The organism is Rhodococcus oryzae (assembly GCF_005049235.1).
Taxonomy (GTDB): domain Bacteria; phylum Actinomycetota; class Actinomycetes; order Mycobacteriales; family Mycobacteriaceae; genus Rhodococcus_G; species Rhodococcus_G oryzae.
On record NZ_SUMD01000003.1, the window covers coordinates 155551 to 173384 of the forward strand.

19 protein-coding genes are annotated in these 17834 nt (G+C 70.0%); 10 read left to right on the forward strand and 9 right to left on the reverse strand.

Annotated features, from left to right (window positions below):
* Window positions 1–154: 154 nt before the first annotated feature.
* Window positions 155–829 carry a hypothetical protein gene (locus tag FCG67_RS06940; protein WP_246044912.1) on the forward strand — a complete coding sequence of 225 codons (675 nt, stop codon included), beginning with the start codon at window positions 155–157 and terminating at the stop codon, window positions 827–829.
* On the opposite strand, the gene FCG67_RS06945 is transcribed toward FCG67_RS06940, so the two are convergent.
* From FCG67_RS06945 to FCG67_RS06955, 3 genes are all read right to left on the reverse strand, one after another.
* The gene (locus FCG67_RS06945) at window positions 826–1641 is read right to left on the reverse strand and encodes an exodeoxyribonuclease III (RefSeq protein ID WP_136908416.1); all 816 of its coding nucleotides are present in this window, start codon (window positions 1639–1641) and stop codon (window positions 826–828) included. The genes FCG67_RS06940 and FCG67_RS06945 overlap by 4 nt on opposite strands.
* 84 nt (window positions 1642–1725) lie before the next feature.
* Complete coding sequence (locus FCG67_RS06950; protein ID WP_136908418.1) at window positions 1726–2685, reverse strand: N-acetylglutamate synthase, CG3035 family; 960 nt, start codon at window positions 2683–2685, stop codon at window positions 1726–1728.
* A complete protein-coding gene (locus tag FCG67_RS06955; protein ID WP_077040530.1) occupies window positions 2678–3268 on the reverse strand; it encodes a peptide deformylase in 591 nt (196 codons plus the stop codon). Before FCG67_RS06955 ends, FCG67_RS06950 begins: the two co-directional genes overlap by 8 nt.
* A 214-nt stretch (window positions 3269–3482) precedes the next feature.
* Between FCG67_RS06955 and napA the strand changes: the two genes are divergently transcribed.
* The 9 genes from napA to FCG67_RS07000 all read left to right on the forward strand — a co-directional run bounded on the left by napA (window position 3483) and on the right by FCG67_RS07000 (window position 11545).
* Window positions 3483–3809, forward strand: coding sequence for a nucleoid-associated protein NapA (gene napA / locus FCG67_RS06960; protein ID WP_027501275.1), 327 nt, complete (start codon window positions 3483–3485; stop codon window positions 3807–3809).
* 38 nt (window positions 3810–3847) lie between these two features.
* The gene (locus FCG67_RS06965) at window positions 3848–4417 is read left to right on the forward strand and encodes a LytR C-terminal domain-containing protein (protein WP_136908420.1); all 570 of its coding nucleotides are present in this window, start codon (window positions 3848–3850) and stop codon (window positions 4415–4417) included.
* Window positions 4418–4497: 80 nt separating this feature from the next.
* Window positions 4498–5238 carry a superoxide dismutase[Cu-Zn] gene (sodC, locus tag FCG67_RS06970; protein WP_136908422.1) on the forward strand — a complete coding sequence of 247 codons (741 nt, stop codon included), beginning with the start codon at window positions 4498–4500 and terminating at the stop codon, window positions 5236–5238.
* 113 nt (window positions 5239–5351) lie between these two features.
* Window positions 5352–6476, forward strand: coding sequence for a glutamate--cysteine ligase (locus tag FCG67_RS06975; RefSeq protein WP_136908424.1), 1125 nt, complete (start codon window positions 5352–5354; stop codon window positions 6474–6476).
* Between the two features lie 92 nt (window positions 6477–6568).
* On the forward strand, window positions 6569–7840 hold the full coding sequence (locus tag FCG67_RS06980; RefSeq protein ID WP_281282327.1) for a phosphatase PAP2 family protein: 1272 nt from the start codon (window positions 6569–6571) through the stop codon (window positions 7838–7840).
* Between the two features lie 183 nt (window positions 7841–8023).
* Complete coding sequence (locus FCG67_RS06985; RefSeq protein WP_136908426.1) at window positions 8024–9196, forward strand: DUF7159 family protein; 1173 nt, start codon at window positions 8024–8026, stop codon at window positions 9194–9196.
* Between the two features lie 238 nt (window positions 9197–9434).
* Window positions 9435–10199 (forward strand): hypothetical protein, encoded by a 765-nt coding sequence (locus FCG67_RS06990; protein WP_136908428.1) that lies wholly within the window; start codon window positions 9435–9437, stop codon window positions 10197–10199.
* 92 nt (window positions 10200–10291) lie between these two features.
* Complete coding sequence (locus FCG67_RS06995) at window positions 10292–11185, forward strand: DUF559 domain-containing protein (protein ID WP_136908430.1); 894 nt, start codon at window positions 10292–10294, stop codon at window positions 11183–11185.
* A 48-nt stretch (window positions 11186–11233) separates the two neighbouring features.
* Window positions 11234–11545: a DUF6191 domain-containing protein gene (locus FCG67_RS07000; RefSeq protein WP_136908432.1), complete on the forward strand. Its 312-nt coding sequence runs from the start codon at window positions 11234–11236 to the stop codon at window positions 11543–11545.
* A gap of 1 nt (window position 11546) precedes the next feature.
* Here the strand turns inward: FCG67_RS07000 and mnhG are convergent, their stop codons facing one another.
* Genes mnhG through FCG67_RS07030 form a run of 6 tightly spaced genes read right to left on the reverse strand, consistent with a single transcriptional unit; the run spans window position 11547 to window position 17760 of the window.
* Window positions 11547–11888, reverse strand: coding sequence for a monovalent cation/H(+) antiporter subunit G (gene mnhG / locus FCG67_RS07005; RefSeq protein ID WP_136908434.1), 342 nt, complete (start codon window positions 11886–11888; stop codon window positions 11547–11549).
* Window positions 11885–12145, reverse strand: coding sequence for a monovalent cation/H+ antiporter complex subunit F (locus FCG67_RS07010; RefSeq protein ID WP_027501268.1), 261 nt, complete (start codon window positions 12143–12145; stop codon window positions 11885–11887). Before FCG67_RS07010 ends, mnhG begins: the two co-directional genes overlap by 4 nt.
* Window positions 12142–12729: a Na+/H+ antiporter subunit E gene (locus tag FCG67_RS07015; RefSeq protein ID WP_136908436.1), complete on the reverse strand. Its 588-nt coding sequence runs from the start codon at window positions 12727–12729 to the stop codon at window positions 12142–12144. The genes FCG67_RS07010 and FCG67_RS07015 overlap by 4 nt, the downstream gene beginning before the upstream one ends.
* The gene (locus tag FCG67_RS07020) at window positions 12726–14354 is read right to left on the reverse strand and encodes a Na+/H+ antiporter subunit D (protein WP_136908438.1); all 1629 of its coding nucleotides are present in this window, start codon (window positions 14352–14354) and stop codon (window positions 12726–12728) included. Before FCG67_RS07020 ends, FCG67_RS07015 begins: the two co-directional genes overlap by 4 nt.
* Window positions 14351–14935: a Na(+)/H(+) antiporter subunit C gene (locus FCG67_RS07025; RefSeq protein ID WP_077040541.1), complete on the reverse strand. Its 585-nt coding sequence runs from the start codon at window positions 14933–14935 to the stop codon at window positions 14351–14353. The genes FCG67_RS07020 and FCG67_RS07025 overlap by 4 nt, the downstream gene beginning before the upstream one ends.
* Complete coding sequence (locus FCG67_RS07030) at window positions 14932–17760, reverse strand: Na+/H+ antiporter subunit A (RefSeq protein ID WP_136908440.1); 2829 nt, start codon at window positions 17758–17760, stop codon at window positions 14932–14934. The genes FCG67_RS07025 and FCG67_RS07030 overlap by 4 nt, the downstream gene beginning before the upstream one ends.
* Window positions 17761–17834: the final 74 nt, after the last annotated feature.

A 17834-nucleotide genomic window follows, 5' to 3' on the forward strand; every position in this document is an offset into this window, starting at 1 on the left:
CGAAGCACGCCCGGACCGGGCGGACACGGTGGATGAATCGTAGACCGGGGGGAGGAGCGCCCGAAATTTGAGAGCAGTGCTCTTGTTTTCTGCGAAGCGGTGGTGAACACTGCTCGTAAGAGAGAGCGCTGCTCTCGTTATCGAGGAGGTAAGCATGATCGACACGGCACAGCGGGTGGGCACCGATCGCGCACGAGTCGCGGCGGCGGTGTTGTTCGGGGTGGCGGGGGTGCTGTTCCTGCTCTACCCCGCGGTCCGGCCCTACTCGGACTACCTGAACCAGACCACCATGGACGGCGCGCGGGCCTACGCGTCCGGCGCGTGGGTCGCGGCGCACTTCTTCGGGATGATCGGGTTCCTGCTGCTCGGCCTCGCCGTGCAGGCACTACGGGAGATCCTCCGCGGCACCGACGGGGACCGTGCCGGCATCACCGCGACCGTGCTGACCTGGGTCGGGGTCGGTCTTACCCTGCCCTACTACGGCGCCGAGGACTTCGGCCTGCACACGATCGGCGGCCGCGCGGTCGCGGACGGGACGCCGGAGCTGCTCGACCTGGTCGACGGCGTGCGCGGCGGCGGCACCCAGATGACCATGTTCACGGTCGGGCTGCTGCTGGTCGCGGCGGGCGCGATCGCCGCGGCGGTGGGGATCTGGCGGTCCGGGGCGCTGGCGCGATGGAGCGGGGTCCCGCTCGCGGTCGGGTTCGCCCTGTTCATCCCGCAGTTCTTCGGCAGCCCGTGGATGCGCGTCGCGCACGGGGTGCTCGTGGCGGCGGGCGCGCTGTGGCTGGCAGCCGAACTGCTGCGCGCTCGCCGCGTCGCCCGCTAGGCCAGCTCGACCACGACCGGGGCGTGGTCGCTGGCGCCCTTGCCCTTGCGCTCCTCGCGGTCGATGGACGCGCCGGAGACCCGTTCGGCCAGCGAAGGGGAGCCGAGGACGAAGTCGATCCGCATGCCCTGACGCTTCGGGAACCGGAGCTGCGTGTAGTCCCAGTACGTGTAGACGCCGGGACCGGGGGTGAACGGGCGGGCGACGTCGACGAAGCCCGCATCCTGGAAGGCGTCGAAGGCGTCGCGTTCCGGCTGCGAGGTGTGCGTCTTGCCCTCGAAGAGCGCCGGGTCCCAGACGTCCTCGTCGGTCGGTGCCACGTTCCAGTCGCCGACCAGCGCGATCTGGGCGCTCGGGTCCTGCGCCAACCACTTCGCGGCGTCGTCGCGCAGGGTGGCCAGCCAGTCCAGCTTGTACTCGTAGTGCGGGTCGCTGAGCTCGCGCCCGTTCGGTACGTACAGGCTCCACACCCGGACCCCGCCGCAGGTGGCGCCGATGGCCCTGGCCTCGACGACCGGGGTCACGATGTCCAGGCTGTCCGCTGCGGGCTTGGCGAAGCCCGGCTGCCCCTCGAAGCCGACCTGCACGTCCTCGAGCCCGACGCGGGAGACGATCGCGACGCCGTTCCACTGGCTCAGGCCGACGTGGGCGACCTCGTAGCCGAGCTCGGTGAACCGTTCCGTCGGGAACTGGTCGTCACGGCACTTGGTCTCCTGGATCGCCAGCACGTCGGTGTCGGTGCGCACCAGCCAGTCAACGACCCGATCGGTGCGGGCCCGGACCGAGTTCACATTCCACGTCGCCAATCGCATTCGAGGCAGCCTAGTGCGACGGAGACGGCGACGGCGCACCCCGGTGGGTCCGGAGGGCGCCGTCGTTCGTGGGCACTCGTGCGGCTACCAGGCGGTGCCGGGCGCCGCCGCGTAGCGGTACCGGTGATGGTCGAGCATCCCCATCGTGCGGTACAGGGCGATCGCCGCCTCGTTGTCGGCCACCACCTGGATGTACGCGTGCGTTGCGCCCCGGTCGCGGCCCCAGCGGATCATCTCCGCGCAGATCAGCATCCCGAGCCCGCGCCTGCGGTGGGCGGGCGCCACCTCGACCGCGCTCAGCCCGACCCAGCGTCGGCCGTCGGGCGCCTCGGTCACGGCGGCCCGCGCGATGGCGAGCAGTTCGGTGCTCGGGCTGCCGAGCCGGCCGAAGCCGAGCTCGCCGTCGCGGACCGACCCGAGCACCTCCGGGGCGCAGTCCGGCAGCTTTGCCCCGTTGTGGTCGTACAGCGGCAGCCACTGATCGTCGGGTTCGCCGGACACGGTCACCAGCGAATCGCCTTCGGGCAGCGTGAGGTTCGCGATCTCCGCGGCCATCACCAGCACCTCGTCCGAGGTCTCCCAGTCGGCGGGGGCGTTACCGAGGCGGTCCGGCAGCAACAGTCGCAGCGGCTGATCGCGGTCGGCGTACCACTTCTGCAGGCGCTCGAGGGTGTCGCCGCTGTAGAGGTCGCCGATCCGGTCGGCCTTCCCGAGGGGAGACGCCGAGTTGGCGCGGCCGGTGAACCCGCCACCGGAGCGGGCGAGCCAACCGTTGATCCAGCTCTGCTCGAGGCCGGGCCAGCCATCGGCGGCGGCCAGTTCGAGCGCGCGGATCTCCCGGCTCAGGATCGGTCGGGCACCGATCGACTTGAGCGCGACGACCTTGTCGGGGACGACCTGCACCACCCGTCCGTCCGGGGCGCGGACCACGACGGCCGGTGTGAGCGACACCAACTCCCCGATGATGTCGGTCAGGGGCTGCGGGTAGCCGGGCGGCAATTCGTATCGCAACACCACCCGGCTACCGAGCACGATGTCAGTCATCGTGGCCGAAGGGATCCTCGACCGTGCCCGGCACCCAGCTCTTGCCCGGGACGCCCCAACCGGAGCGCTTGATGATCTTCTTCGCGGCCCTGGCGTTGCGGCCGATCAGCACGTCGACGTAGAGGAATCCGTCGAGGTGTCCGACCTCGTGCTGGAGCATCCGGGCGAAGAACCCCGTGCCCTCGATCTCCACCGGCGAACCGTCGGCCTCGGTGCCGGTCACCTTGGCCCAGTCGGCGCGGCCGGTCGGGAACTGCTCGCCGGGAACGGAGAGGCAGCCCTCCTCGTCGTCGTCGGGGTCCGGCATGGTCTCGGGGATCTCCGAGGTCTCGAGCACCGGGTTGACCACGGCACCGCGACGGCGGATCGAGTTCCCGTCGCCGTCGACGTCGGGGCAGTCGTAGACGAACAGTCGCATCGGGACGCCGACCTGGTTTGCCGCCAGGCCGACACCATTTGCGACGTCCATCGTCTCGTACATGTCAGCGATCAGCTCGGCGATTTCCGCCGGCGATTCGGTGACGGGCCGCGTGGGCTCGTGGAGCACCGGATCGCCCACGATCCGGATCGGAAGTATTGCCATTTGAGCAAGGATAGTGGGGCGCCCGGACGCGACGCGCCAGCACCGCAACCAGGCCGCGCCCGTGCGGATCATGGTTGAATAATCCCCGGAAGAACAGACATGTAATTCGTTGCCCGGTAATCGTGAAGCCAGCCGGGTCGTCGGGGAACTTTGGTTTCGATGCATCACGCGAGAGCAGTGGCGTTGGGCGAGAGCTCGAAGTTGAGGGAGTGAGATGGACGGGGCAGCGGCGCGTAACCGAAATTCCGAGCAGACCGACCCGCAGGACGCGAACGCGATCGGCGAGGACGGACTGACCCGCCGCGACCACGACATCCTGTCCTTCGAGCGCCAGTGGTGGAAGTACGCGGGCGCCAAGGAAGAGGCCATCAAGGAACTCTTCGACATGTCCGCCACCCGCTATTACCAGGTGCTGAACGCGCTGGTCGACCGCCCCGAGGCCCTCGCAGCCGACCCGATGTTGGTCAAGCGACTGCGCCGGCTGAGGGCGAGTAGACAGAAGGCGCGCGCCGCACGTCGCCTCGGATTCGACATCACCTAGGTGTCGGCGGACGCGGCGCGGCCTCTAAGGTCATTCGAGTGAGCACTCCTGAGCAGCCACCGAGCGGACCGCCGCTGCGTGCGTTCGCGATGGTCCTGATTGCGCTCGCGATCGCCTTCGCAGGCATCGGCGCCATGGCACTCTCCGGAAACGATTCCGACTCGGAGCAGCCCGAGACCACCTCGAGCGTGGCGCGGGCGGCGGGCAACGGGGCCGCCTCGGTCACCTCCGCCAAGCCGCCTGCCGCGGTCACCTCGGCCCGGCCGCCCGCGGCGATCACCTCGACCACGGCTGCCGCCACCACCACGACCTCGCCGGTCCTGGACAAGTCGGCGGTGTCGGTCCGGGTGCTCAACAACAGCACGGTCAGCGGCCTGGCCGCGCAGACCGCCAGGACCATCGAGTCCGATGGCTGGACGGTCGGCGAGACCGGCAACTACAGCGACGGTTCCGTGAGCTCGACCACCGTCTACTACTCGGCGTCGTCGCCCGCGGAGAAGGCGGCCGCGACGGAGATCGCCGCGACGCTCGGAGTGTCCGCCGAGCCGCGGTTCCCCGGCATCGCGAGCGCGTCGCCCGGCGTCATCGTGATCGTCACCGCGCCCTAGGTGGACGCACCAGCGGACGACCGTTCCGCGCGCCTGTCTATGATCAGTTCACTTCCAGCCCATCTAGAAGGAGCGGTTTGATGGCCCTGCTTACCCGACGCGACTCGCACCTCGGCGGTGCCGAGAATGCACGCCGTCCCGCCCGCGCGTCCTGGCGCGTCGTCGCCCCGATGGTCGCGATCGCGGCCGTTGGCCTCACCGCGTGCTCCAACGGCCAGGAGCCGAGCGACGTCCCCGGCACCACCCCTCCGGTGTGGACGGGAGAGTCCGCGCCGGGCCACGGCGCGGCAGCGGGTGGCCACGGATCGGCGGCCGAAGAGGGCGCGATCTCCGTCGAGCTCAAGGATGCGAAGGGTGCCGAGGTCGGTACCGTCCACTTCACCGAGGGTGACGGGTTCGTCCAGGTCTCGGTCGAGGCCGAGAACCTCACCCCCGGCTTCCACGGACTGCACATCCACGAGGTCGCCAAGTGTGAGGCGAACTCGGTGGCGCCGTCCGGCGGCGCGCCTGGCGACTTCCTTTCCGCCGGCGGACATTTCCAGGCGGAGGGTCACACCGGACATCCCGCGAGCGGCGACCTGACCTCGCTGCAGGTGCGCGAAGACGGCACCGCGGAGCTGGTCACCACCACCGACACCGTGACCCTCGAGGACCTGCGCAACCACGGCAAGGGCACCGCGATCGTCGTGCATGCGGGCGCGGACAACTTCGCCAACATCCCGACGCGGTACACCCTCCCGGAGAACGCTCCGGTGCCGGACCAGGCCACGCTGGCCACCGGTGATGCCGGCGGCCGCGTCGCCTGCGGCGTCATCGAGTAGACACTGATCGCCATGGACGACCCCTCACCGCCACGGTGGGGGGTCGTTCTGGTGTTGGCCGGTGCCGGTCCCGGTGGCGGCGGCAGCCGGATCGCTGTGGTTGGATTCGCAGTGTGGGAGTCCACTTCGCCGGTTCGCCCCGGCCGACAATCGGCGTCGAGTGGGAGATCGCCCTGGTCGACAAGGCCACCCGCGATCTCTCGAACACCGCGGGACAGATCTTCGACGCGGCGCACTCCCTCGCGGGTGGTGAGTCGCCGCGCCTGCACAAGGAACTGCTCCGCAACACCGTCGAGCTGGTCACCGGGATCTGCGACACGGTCGGCGAGGCGATCGACGACCTGAGCGAGACCCTGCACCTGGTGCGCCGGGTCGCCGACCCGATCGGCGTCGACCTGTTCTGCGCAGGCACCCATCCGTTCGCGGAATGGTCCACCCAGCAGCTGACCCGCAGCCCGCACTACGACGAGATGATCGAGCGCACCCAGTGGTGGGGACGCCAGATGCTGATCTGGGGTGTGCACGTGCACGTCGGGATCTCCTCGGCCGACCGGGTCTTCCCTATCCTCAACGCGTTGCTCGTGAAGTACCCTCACCTGCTTGCGCTTTCGGCCTCATCGCCGATGTGGACCGGCGTGGACACGGGGTACGCCAGCAACCGGGCCTTGATGTTTCAGCAACTGCCGACGGCCGGTCTTCCGTTCCAGTTCGAAACCTGGTCGCAGTTCGAGGGATTCGCCCACGACCAGATCAAGACCGGCGTCATCGACAAGCTCGGTGGGCTGCACTGGGACATCCGGCCCGCACCGCAGTGGGGGACCATCGAGGTGCGCGTCTGCGACGGCATCTCCACCCGGACCGAGCTGGGCGCGATCGTCGCCCTCATCCACTGCCTGGTCGTGTATTTCGACCGCAAGCTCGATGCGGGCGAGGAGCTGCCCGGCATGCCGCCGTGGCACGTGCAGGAGAACAAGTGGCGGGCCGCGCGGTACGGGCTCGACGCGGAGATCATCCTCGACGCCGACAGCAACGAGCGGCTGGTCACCGACGACCTGGACGATCTGCTGGAACAGCTGATGCCGGTGGCGAGGTCGCTCGGCTGCGCCGACGAACTGGCGCGGGTGGCCGACATCCCGCGGCGTGGCGCGTCCTACCTCCGTCAGCGCGAGGTCGCCGCGGCCTCCGGCGGTGACCTGACACTCGTCGTCGATTCCCTGGTGAACGAGCTCGACACGTAAGGCCGCGTTCATGCTCCGTTTACTATGTACCGGTGCTGATCAACGACTCACCGGTCTCCGGGACCGGTCGGCTCTCGTTGCGGTCGCACCCAATCCTCATCTCGGCGGGCGTGGTCCTGGTCGCGGCCCTGGTCGCGCTGCAACTGGTCGCGATGCACTACGGCTTCGAGGGACCGCTGCACAGCCTGGCCAAGGATTTCGTCGGCACCCCCAAGTCGATGTCGCTGCCGTGGGCGGGATTCGCGCTCGCGCTGGTGGGGCTCACGAACCCGCAGCGGATCCGCGCGCTGGCCGCCGCGGTGGTCCTCGACCTGCTGTTCGCGGCGGGTCGGTTGTTGTTCGACGGGCCCGTCGCCATCGGGAACGGACCCACCCTCGTACTGACCGGGATCGGGCTCTATGCGGCGGTGGCCTGGACCGGCGAACAGCGTCGTAGCGCGCTGCGCGGCGTCGGGCTCGGCGCGCTGCTGATCCTGGCCACCAAGGTCGGCGACGTCTGGTTGCAGATCACCGTGTTGACCCGCCCGCTGGTGCTCGACGAATACGTGCAGCTCGCCGACCGGGCGCTGGGCAATCCGTCCTGGGTGATGGGCGGCGTGGTCGATGCGCTCGGCAGCGTCGGCTACGGGGTGCTGCACTGGGTGTACATCGAGCTGCCGGTCGCGGCGATCGTCGTCGCCCTGTACCAGCTCCGCAACGGCTGGCCGTCGCACTACCTGGTGCGCACCTTCCTGCTCATCGGGCTGATCGGTCCGCTGTTCTACGTGCTCTTCCCTGTGGTCGGCCCGGACTTCGCGTTCGGCACCGCGGGCGCGGGCTCCCAGCTCGGCAACTACTGGCCCGCCGTGGTGCCGAATGTCGTCGACCCGGCGGCGATCCCGTTCGACAGCCCGGCGCCGCGCAACTGCATGCCCAGCCTGCACACTGCCTGGGCGCTGGCGATCTTCATCCACTCCAGGGGCGGTCCCCGGTGGCTGCGCTGGGGCGGCACCTTCTGGTTGGTGTGCACGCTGATGGCGACCCTCGGATTCGGCTACCACTACGGCGTCGACCTGGTCGCGGGCGTCGTGTTGTGCCTGACCCTGGAGTCCGCGCTGCGCGATCCCGAGCGGGGCTGGGGGCGGTTCCGCGTGCGGCTCGTGGTCGGCGGGGCGGTGGCGTTCGCGGCGCTGCTGCTCGGCTACCGGTACCTGGCGGTCGAGATCGCGGAGTACCCGCTGTTCTTCGGCCCGCTGATCCTCGGCGTCATGGGTGCCGTGGTGCTCGGGTTCTATGCCAGCTTCTTCGCCGCACCGGGGACCGCGCTCGGTCGGTGGGGCGGACGGGTCGAGGCAGACCCGGTTCCGGTGCGCGCCGCGAGCTAGCGGACGAAGCCGCTCGGCGGGTCCGAACCGCGCCGCGGGCGGGGTACGGCTGCACGCCTCGGGGTCGGTCCGCTACGGTGACCTCGATTCGACGGACTGAGTGAGGAATTCGGCGGGCCGCAACCACAGGCGTCCCTTCCGGTTACCCGCGAGCCACTGTCGACGGGAAACGGTGGAGGACGCGTGCGGGAGTCAGTGGGAGTGACGCTCGGCAAGGAGGGCGTGCGAGCGGTCCTCATCGATACCGACGTGCCCGGTCTCGGGCCGGTGGACAGCCGCTTCGAGGACCGGGCCGGAGACGATGTCGGGCAGGCGGTCTGGGCCACCGAACAGATGATGGACCGGGCCAGGCGGATCGGACTGAACCCGACGGCGGTGGGGATCGTCGCCGCCGACCCGGCGGCGGCGGACGCGATCAAGGCGAAGCTGGGCGGCGACGGCGTGCCCGCCGTCACGGTGGTCGGTGCGGCCGAGGCCCGGCTGGCCTTCCTGCGCTCGATACCCGAGTTGGCAGGCGCCCGTACCGCTCTCGTCCTGGCCGAGTGGCCGGGCGAGGTGCTCGCCCACGCGGTCGACCTTCGGTCCGGTGCGGCGCAGGCAGGCGTCCAGCGGGTGACAGCGGGGACGTTCAGCGAGGTGTCCTTCACCACCGCGCTGCTGGAGGACATGCTGTCGGGTGCCCCGCGCGGCAAGGTCGCCGTCGTCGTGCTCGGAATCCGGCCGTCCGAGACGAGCGTGATCCGTTCCGCGGCCGGTGCGCTCGGCCTGGCCGCCGTTGTCCCCTATGCCGGCCGGTGGCATCTGGCGACCGGCGCCGCGATCAGCGCCGCGGAAGTCCAGACGTCCGTGCCTGCCGCGTTCGCGGCGACGGCGCCGGGGGAGGCGAAGGCGCTTCCCAAGGGGAAGGTGCTCGCCGGTGCGGCCGCGGTCGTCGCGGTCCTGCTCGCCGGTCTCACGGCCGTACTGGTGGCGCCTGCTCCGTCCCCCACGTCGACGCAGGGACCGATCGCGCCGACCACTCCCGAGCGCAGCGATGTCTCCGAGTTGAAATCGCCCGGTCTCCCCGTCGACCCGTGCGCGCACGTCGGCGTACCCGGGCCCACCATCGAGCCGGCCACCTGGCGCGCGGGCGAGCTCAGCTATTCGGTGCGGTTGGTGAGCGACCCCGACCCGTCACAGCCCGACCCGGCCGACCTGCCCGCGCCGCACAAGCCGCGAGTGTCGGGCACGCCGGGTGCTTCCGGTGCGCCGGGTGCCACAGGGCCGTCGGGTTCGCCGGGACCGTCAGGTGTGCCGGGATCGCCGGGTTCGCCGGGAACGTCGGGGACCTCGCCCGCCGACCCGTGTGGACGTTGACGCATGACATCCACCGCGAGCTAGTCGTTCTGGTCGCGTCAGCGCCGAAAACCACCCGAGAACAACTAGCTCGCGCAACCATGCATCGGTGATGAGTCGGCGCGTTGCGGTGTTTCTGGCATTGGCCACTGTGCTGGCGGGGTGCGGGTACATCCACGGACCCGCACCCGTACGGGAGCCCGCGGAGATCGTGAGCGCGGCAACGTGCCGAATGCCGACGGACCTTGATGGCATAGCGGTGACACCGCCAGATCTCGTGGCGATGCAGCCGCGACCGGGCACAGTCCCCGACGACTTCGAGCCAGTGGCGGCCATCACCTGCGACCCGACCGCAGACCGAACCGTGAACGCCGATCTGACGGCCGGATTTGTCGAGCACCGGTGGGAGGGTGACTTTTCCGAGGCGGTCGCGAAGCTGAACGCGCGGTCCGAGGGAAGTCGCATCGACCAGGACACCTGCGGGATCGCCAGCATGGTGGCTATTCCGGATCTGTGGCTGATCGACGCCGCGGGCCGGGCGATTCGGCCGTCGTATCCGGTCGATGAATGCAAGTTTCAGCGTATCGGCGGATTGAGGGCGGTCGAGGCGCTCGAGGACGTCGGACGGATCGAGCACCGCGTCCAGCTGTGGCCCGATGGGGTGGAGCAGCTGATGGGGTGCGGCACGGTTCCCGCCCTGCCTGTGGCTGGAGCTGGCGTTCCGGTCCACGGCGGCTACTCGGTGCGGAGTTCGGTGTGTCGGTACCGATTCGACGCCGCCGGTGTCGTGTTCGGCGGGGCGGAGAGCCTGGACAGCCTCGACCCGTACTTCGAGGCGCTCGAACCGGCTCCGCCCTGCACATCGACGGCGAGCGTTGCCGCCGGAACCAGTCTGTCCCTGTCGGGTCCCGAGTACACCGCGCCGGTTCCCGTACTGATCGAGCTCGACGGTTGCCGCCGGGTCCTCGTCGATGGTTTTGTTCCGGTCGTGGCGTCGCCGGCGTTGCTCGCGCTCGTGGCGTAACCGCATGAATCGCGCCGCGAGCTAGTTGTTTTAGTGGCGACAGCTCCGAAAAACCACTCGAGAACAACTAGCTCGCGGATAAGTTCCTGCGGATGGGCCGCGTACCGAAGCTCCCCGCCGGGCCGATCCGTCGCGCGACGCTGCTGCAGACGATGACGGCGTGGCAGATTTCGCGCGATTACACGCCCGTGCTGAACGGGGTGTACGTGCGGGCCGACCAGCCCGTCGACTACGCGCAGCGGTCGCGGGCGCTGGGCGTCGCGTTCCCGGACGGGGTGCTGTCCGGGTGGTCGGCCGCCGCGCTGCATGGATACCGGTACGTCCCGGAGCGGGCCGAACCCGAGCTGATCCTGCTGCGCCCGGCGAGACGTCGGGCGGGCGTGCGGTTCGGATACGGCGCGCTGGCCGTCGACGAGCACGAGGACGTCTACGGGTACGAGCTGACCTCACACTTGCGGACCGCGTACGACCTGGGTCGCCGGCTGCCGCTCGACCGGGCCGTCGAGGCCGTCGACGGGCTCTGCAACATCGGCCGATGCGACCCCGATGGGCTGCACGCGCTGATCGAGCGGCATCGCGGAGACCGAGGGCTCAAGCAGTTGCGTCGGGTTGTCGAACTGGCCGACGGCGGCGCGGAGTCCCCGTGGGAGACGCGGACCCGACTGCTGGTGGTGCGCGCGGGATTCGAGAAGCCCGAGACCCAGGTGCTGTTGGTCGACGGAGACGGCCGACTCGTCGCGCAGGTGGACATGGCCTGGCCGACGTACCGGGTAGTGCTCGAGTACGACGGAGATCATCACCGGGAACGGGACCGCTACGCGCGGGACGTCCGCCGCACGAACAGTATTCGTCGTCTCGGGTGGGATGTCGTGGTGGCCACGAAGGAGATGGTCCTGCGGCACCCGGACGAACTGCTCGAGCGGGTCGCCTCGGCGCTACGGGCAGGCGGCGCGACGTACCTGCCGGCGGGGAACGGTCCTCGGTAGCCTCGGTAGCCTCGGTAGCCTCGGTTGCGGGGGAGAAGGGAGACGCCGATGCACGCTCTGGTGGCGATCGCAGCCCTGATGGCGGCCTGTGTCGCCCTGGACCAGGTCGGGTTGTGGGCAGAGCGGCGCGGGTGGATCTATTGGCGCAAACGCAGACCGCCGGTCGACGGCGGTGCGGTCACCGGCGCGTTCGGGGAGATCCAGTCGCTGCTGTCGCCCTCGCACCGGCACGTCCTCGACGAGCAGCGGACGCAGAAGTCGCTGCGGCACGACGCGTCGAGCGGCGACGGCACCCGGATGCGGATCGACCTGGGCGGCGGCACGGTCCGGCTCGACCGGCCGCGCGGCTCCGGCGACTGAGCTACTCCGGCCCGTCCCGGCGGTCGAGGTCCCCGACGATGCCGAGCCCGTCGCGGCTGCGCTGTTCGCGGTAGGCCACCCGGCCGACCGTGTGCGCGATGACCGGTGCGGTCAGCAGGGTGAACAGCCCGACCAGCACCAGCATCCAGATGTCGACGTTGCCGCGCAGCCGGATCACCGCCCCGATCAACACCAGCACCAGGCCGATCACCTGGGGCTTGGTCGCGGCGTGCATGCGGGAGAGGGTGTCCGGGAAGCGCACGATCCCGATGGCAGCGGTCATGGCGAGCAGCGCGCCCAGCAGGATGAGAACGGCGGCGACGACCTCGAGCACGGTGTTCACTGGTCGTCACGCACCCGGAACCGTGCCACGCTGACCGAGCCGACGAAGCCGACGAGGGAGAGCGCGACGATGGCGGGCACCAGCGTGGTGTCGAGGCTGTAGGCGGCCCACACTGCGAGCCCGCAGATGGCCACCGCGACCAGGGTGTCCATCGCGACCAGACGGTCCAGCGTGGACGGCCCGTCGAGCAGTCGATACGAGGTCATCACGGCGGCCACCGAGAGCATCACCCCGGCGATCACGAGCACTGTCGTCACGGCAGATCCTCTCGGTCGGTGGGCTTGAGCACGGACGGGTCGAAGACGGGGTTGTCCACGTGCCACGGCGAGGGCTTCCACTCCTCGTCGCGCTCGAACGAGGCGATGAACAGCCGCTCCAGCTGCCGCACGGTCCGGTAGAACTGGTCGACGGCCTTGTCGGTGCCCACGTCGAGTACGTGCACGTACACCATCCGCTTGACCTGGTCGACCTCCAGCACCATGGTGCCGGGGATCAGGTTGAGCACGTCGATGCACAGGGTCAGCACCAGATCGGACTTGATGGCCAACCGGGCGCGCAGCACTCCGGTCACCGGGGGCGGACCGGGGCGCACCGCCAGCCAGGCAACCTGCGCGCTCGACTGCGCCGCGTACACGGTGCAGAGGCCGACCAGCTTGGCGATCGACCACAGGTGGATCCGGCCCTCGACCGGTACCCGCGGCAGTGGGAGCAGGACCATGATCAGCACCCCGACGACCAGGCCGCCGAGGATGTTCGCGACGCTGATGTTGCCCCACAGCAGGATCCACACCGTGGTCAGCCACACCAGGACCCCGGCGCGGAGCACCCGTTCGCGGTTCATCGCGTACCCCCCGTCGCGGCCGCCTGCTCGGCGTACCCGGGCCCGAGGACGGCGTCGATGTAGATAGAGCGGTCCCGCAGGTCCCCGGCCGCACGATCGGTGATCGCGATGAACTGGCCGGCGAACACGGTCAGGGCCAGGCCGACCACCACCACGCCGATCGTGGGGATCAGCATCAGGGCGGGCATCCGGCCGACGTCGGCTCGGTCGTCGAAGGCGATGTCCTCCTCGGACTCGTCGATCAGGGCGGACGGGCTGACGTCGGCGAGGTCGCCCTCGGGGGCGTCGGCGCGCGAGCGCCAGAACGCCTTCGTCCAGACCCGGGCCACCACGTAGAGGGTGAGCAGGCTCGTGACGGTGCCGCCCGCGACCAGCACCCAGGACAGCGCGCTCGGGTGGGCGACGCCTGCCTGCAGCAGGGCGACCTTCCCGATGAAGCCGGAGAACGGCGGGATTCCTGCCAGGTTCAGCGCGGGCACCAGGAACACCAGCGCCAGCACCGGGCTGGCCGCGGCGAGGCCGCCGAGCCGGCGCAGCGAGGACGACCCGGCCTGCCGCTCGATCAGGCCTACCACCAGGAACAGCGCGGTCTGCACGATGATGTGGTGCGCGACGTAGTAGATGGCGCCGGACAGGCCCTGCTGGGTGGACAGCGCGATGCCGAACACCATGTAGCCGATGTGGCTGACCAGGGTGAACGAGAGCAGCCGTTTGATGTCGGTCTGCGCGATGGCGCCGAAGATGCCGACCAGCATGGTGAGCAGGCCGCAGATCATCAGCACGTTGTCGAGCTCGCCTTGCGGGAACAGCAGGGTGTGCGCGCGGATGATCGCGTACACGCCGACCTTGGTGAGCAGGCCCGCGAACACGGCCGTGACCGGGGCGGGCGCGGTCGGGTACGAGTCGGGCAGCCAGGTCGAGAGCGGGAACACCGCGGCCTTGATGCCGAACGCGACAAGCAGCACGCCGAAGACCGCGGTCCTGGTGCCGACCGGGATGCCGTCGAGCCGGGTGGCCATCTGGGCCAGGTTCAGGGTGCCGGTGGCCGCGTAGGCGAGGGCGATGCCGACCAGGAAGATCAGCGAGGACACCATCGAGACCATCACGTAGGAGACGCCGGCGCGCACCCGGTCGGCGCTGGCGCCGAGGGTCAGCAGCACGAACGACGCGGCCAGCAGCACCTCGAACCCGACGTACAGGTTGAACAGGTCGCCCGCCAGGAACGCGTTGGAGATGCCCGCGGTCAGCGCCAGGTAGGTGGGCAGGAAGATCGACACCGGCTGGCGTTCGGTGCCGTCGTGGATGCCCTGCCCGACCGCGAACCCCATGACGGCGAGCAGCACGATGCTCGAGACCACCAGCATCACCGCCGACAACTGGTCCACCACCAGGGTGATGCCGATCGGCGAGTCCCAGCCGCCGACCTGCAGCGTGGCGATGCCGTCCCGGTCGGTGAGGTACAGCAGCAGGCAGGCGACGACCAGGCCGACCACGAGCGCGGACATGGTGACCGCGCGCTGGAACCGCGGCCTGCGGCCGCCGATGAGGGTGACCGCCGCGGCGAGCATGGGCACCAGCACGGGCAGCGGGATCAGGGTGTGGATCAGGTCGGGGGACAGGGTCATTCGCGATCACCGCCAGGAACCCGGATCGGTCCGTCGCCGTCCGGGTCGAACTCGTCGAAGTCGCCCTCCCGCAGGTCCTCGTAGCACTCGAGGTCCTCGAGGTTCTTGAGCTGTTCGAGCGGGATCGGATTGCCCTTGTCGTCGAAGGCGTCGCCGCCGAAGGTGGAGTCGCCGGTGATCGGGTCGTCGGAGCGGTCGTGATCCGGTGCCTCGGCTGGGCTGCGACGGCGGATGACCTTGGTGTCCTCGGGGTCGTTCTCGACCGCGTCCTTGGTGTTGATCTTGTACGACCGGTAGGCCAGCGCCATCACGAACGCCGCGATGCCCATGGTGATCACGATCGCGGTCAGGATCATCGCCTGCGCCAGCGGATCGGCCATGGTGTCGTACACCGCGTTCGTCCGCCCGACGATGGGCGCGCTGCCCGGGGGCCCGCCGACGGTGAGGATGAGCAGGTTCACGCCGTTGCCGAACAGCAGCAGCCCCAGCAGCATCTTGGTGATGCTGCGCTCGAGCAGCAGGTACACCCCGCAGGCGATCAGCACGCCGACCACGATGAGGATGCCGAAGTTCGCGCTCATCGGGCGTTCACCTCGACCTCCGCGTCCAGGCGCGCGCCGAGGCTGCGCAGCACGTCGAGCACGAGTCCGACGACGATCAGGTACACGCCGAGGTCGAAGAAGATCGCGGTCACCATCTTGATGTCGCCGAGCAGCGGCAGCGTGACCTCCAGGGTCGCGGACGAGAGCGCGGGGGCGCCGAGGAACAGCGACGCCATCGCGGTGCCCGCGGAGAACATCAGGCCGAGCCCGAGGATCTTGCCCGCGTCGATGGGGACCGCCTCGCCCAGCTCGTAGCGGCCGCCCGCCAGGTACCGGAGCACCAGCGCCAGGCCCGCGGTGAGCCCGCCCGCGAAGCCGCCGCCCGGCGCGTTGTGGCCGGAGAAGAAGAAGTAGACGGACAGCACCATCATCGTCGGGAAGATCATCCGGGTGGTGATCTCCAGGACCAGCGACCGGTGCCGGGGGTCGATCAGGTCGCCGCCGCGCAGCCAGGTGGTCTCCGAGCTCGACGCGGCTTCCTCGGCCCCCGGCGCGTCGGACACGCGCGGCGCGGTGCCGAACCGACGGGTCCGGAACACCAGCGAGGCGACGCCGGTCGCGGCGACCAGCAGCACCGAGATCTCGCCGAGGGTGTCCCAGGCGCGGATGTCGACAAGCAGCACGTTCACCACGTTCTTGCCGTTGCCGATGGTGTAGGCGGCCTCGGGCAGCTGCAGCGAGATCGGCGCGGTGTTGCGGGCGTTCATCGCGTAGGCACCGAGCGCCGTGACGGTGGCGCCGACCGCGGCGCCGAGCAGGGCGCGCGGGACCTTGAAGCCGACCGACTGCCGCTCGTCGGTCTCGGCGGGCAGCTTGCGCAGCACCAGCACGAAGATCACCAGGGTCAGGGTCTCCACCAGGAACTGGGTCAGGGCCAGGTCCGGCGCGCCGTCGAGGGCGAAGATGACGCCGCAGCCGTAGCCGCCGACGCCGACCAGGATGACGCTGGCCAGGCGGTTGCGCATCACCGTCGCGGCGAGCGCGGCGGCGATCATGATCAGTCCGACCGCGAACTGGATCGGGGACTCCCACAGCCGGAGATTGACCCCGGTGTCGGTGTTCAACACCAGCAGGATCGTCGGCAGCAGCACCAGGGTGACGAGGATCGACGCCTGCGTCAGCGGCAGTGAACCGCGCTGGGTGGTGCCGGTCAGCTTGATCGAGATGGTGTCCATGGCCCGCAGGGTGGCGTCGTACACGCGGTCGGCGTTGCCGAGCGGCGGATGCTCGAAGCGCAGCCTGCTGACCCAGCGGTGCGCGACGAACAGCACGGCGCCGCAGCCGATCACCAGGATGGTCAGGTACAGCGGCAGGCCGAAACCGTGCCACAGCGCGAGGTGGTAGTCGGCGTTCCCGTCGGCGGGCAGCGTCTGGGCGTACGGGCTGAGCAGGCGGTCCATCACCGGGGCCGCCAGGCCTGCGGCCAGTCCGCCGACGGCGAGCAGGCCGGGGACGAACAGGAACAGCGGCCCGGCGGCGTGCATGCTCTGGACGGCCGGGCTCGGCCGCTTGAGCTGCTTGCGGCCGAACGCGCCCCAGATGAACCGGATGCTGTACGTCACGGTCAGGATCGAGCCGGCGACGACGGTGGCGAGCACAAGGGTCCGCACGGGCGGGCTCAGCGCGTTGGTGGTGGCGATCGCCTCGAGGGCGCCCTCCTTGCCGACGAAGCCGAGGAACGGCGGTAGCCCAGCCATGCTGGCGGCGGCGAGGACCGCGATGATGCACAGCGCGGGGGCGCGCTTGCCCAGGTGGGCCAGCTTGCGGATGTCGCGGGTGCCGGTGGTGTGGTCGATGATGCCGACCACCATGAACAGCGCGGCCTTGAACATCGCGTGTGCGACCACCATGGTGATGCCTGCCAGCGCGGCGTTCCGGTCGCCGATGCCGACCAGGGTGATGAGGAAGCCGAGCTGGCTGACGGTGCCGAAGGCGAGGATCAGCTTGAGGTCGAAGGCCCGCAGCGACCGCCAGCCCGCGAGCAGCATCGACGCCAGCCCGAGCGTGATCACCGTGACCCGCCACGGCGCGGAGTCGGCGAACCCGGGCGCGAGCCGGGCGACGAGGTAGATGCCCGCCTTCACCATCGCCGCCGCGTGCAGGTAGGCGCTGACCGGTGTCGGGGCGGCCATCGCGCCCGGCAGCCAGAAGTGCATCGGCACGATCGCGGACTTCGACAGCGCGCCGATGAGCACCAGCACAACAGCGACGCCGGCGAGCCAGCCGCCGGGCGGGTCGGCGAGCAGGTCGGAGATCAGGTAGCTGCCGCCGACCTGGCCCAGGATGAGGAAGCCGACCAGCATCGCGAGGCCGCCCGCGGTGGTCACCAGCAGCGCCTGGGTGGCGGCGCGGCGGCTCGACGCCCGCTCCGCGTAGTGCCCGACCAACAGGAACGAGAGCACCGTGGTCAGTTCCCAGAAGGTGTAGAGGATGAGCATGTTGTCGCTGGTGACCAGGCCGAACATGGCGCCGGCGAACGCGACCATCTCGGCGGCGAAGATGCCGAGGCGGGGCTCGTCGTCGGTGAAGTACCGCGAGCAGTAGACCAGCACGAGGCTGCCGATCCCGAGGATCAGCGCGGACATGATCGCGGCGAGGGCGTCGAACCGCATGTCGATGTCCATCGACAGCCCGGGCGCCCACTGGATGTGCAGGCTCTGCTGGGTGCCCCAGTTCTTGATCACCCAGCCGAGGCTCGCCAGCGGCACCAGGGCCAGCGGGAGGAACGCATTGCGGCCCATCGCTCGCACCACAAGCGGCGCCAGGACGGCGGCGATCGCGTGGGCGAGCAGGACAGCAAGCAATGGGCACTCCGTCGTTTGTCGTGTGCGGCGGCGGGGTGTCAATACGCCCCGGAGGTATCCGGGGCTCGATGTCC

Bases quoted from the DNA above. Each gene is read 5' to 3' on its own strand.
- FCG67_RS06940 (WP_246044912.1), top strand. From the start codon at position 155: ATGATCGACACGGCACAGCGGGTGGGCACCGATCGCGCACGAGTCGCG.
- FCG67_RS06945 (WP_136908416.1), bottom strand. From the start codon at position 1,641: ATGCGATTGGCGACGTGGAATGTGAACTCGGTCCGGGCCCGCACCGAT.
- FCG67_RS06950 (WP_136908418.1), bottom strand. From the start codon at position 2,685: ATGACTGACATCGTGCTCGGTAGCCGGGTGGTGTTGCGATACGAATTG.
- FCG67_RS06955 (WP_077040530.1), bottom strand. From the start codon at position 3,268: ATGGCAATACTTCCGATCCGGATCGTGGGCGATCCGGTGCTCCACGAG.
- napA (WP_027501275.1), top strand. From the start codon at position 3,483: ATGGACGGGGCAGCGGCGCGTAACCGAAATTCCGAGCAGACCGACCCG.
- sodC (WP_136908422.1), top strand. From the start codon at position 4,498: ATGGCCCTGCTTACCCGACGCGACTCGCACCTCGGCGGTGCCGAGAAT.
- FCG67_RS06995 (WP_136908430.1), top strand. From the start codon at position 10,292: ATGGGCCGCGTACCGAAGCTCCCCGCCGGGCCGATCCGTCGCGCGACG.
- FCG67_RS07000 (WP_136908432.1), top strand. From the start codon at position 11,234: ATGCACGCTCTGGTGGCGATCGCAGCCCTGATGGCGGCCTGTGTCGCC.
- FCG67_RS07015 (WP_136908436.1), bottom strand. From the start codon at position 12,729: ATGAACCGCGAACGGGTGCTCCGCGCCGGGGTCCTGGTGTGGCTGACC.
- FCG67_RS07020 (WP_136908438.1), bottom strand. From the start codon at position 14,354: ATGACCCTGTCCCCCGACCTGATCCACACCCTGATCCCGCTGCCCGTG.
- FCG67_RS07025 (WP_077040541.1), bottom strand. From the start codon at position 14,935: ATGAGCGCGAACTTCGGCATCCTCATCGTGGTCGGCGTGCTGATCGCC.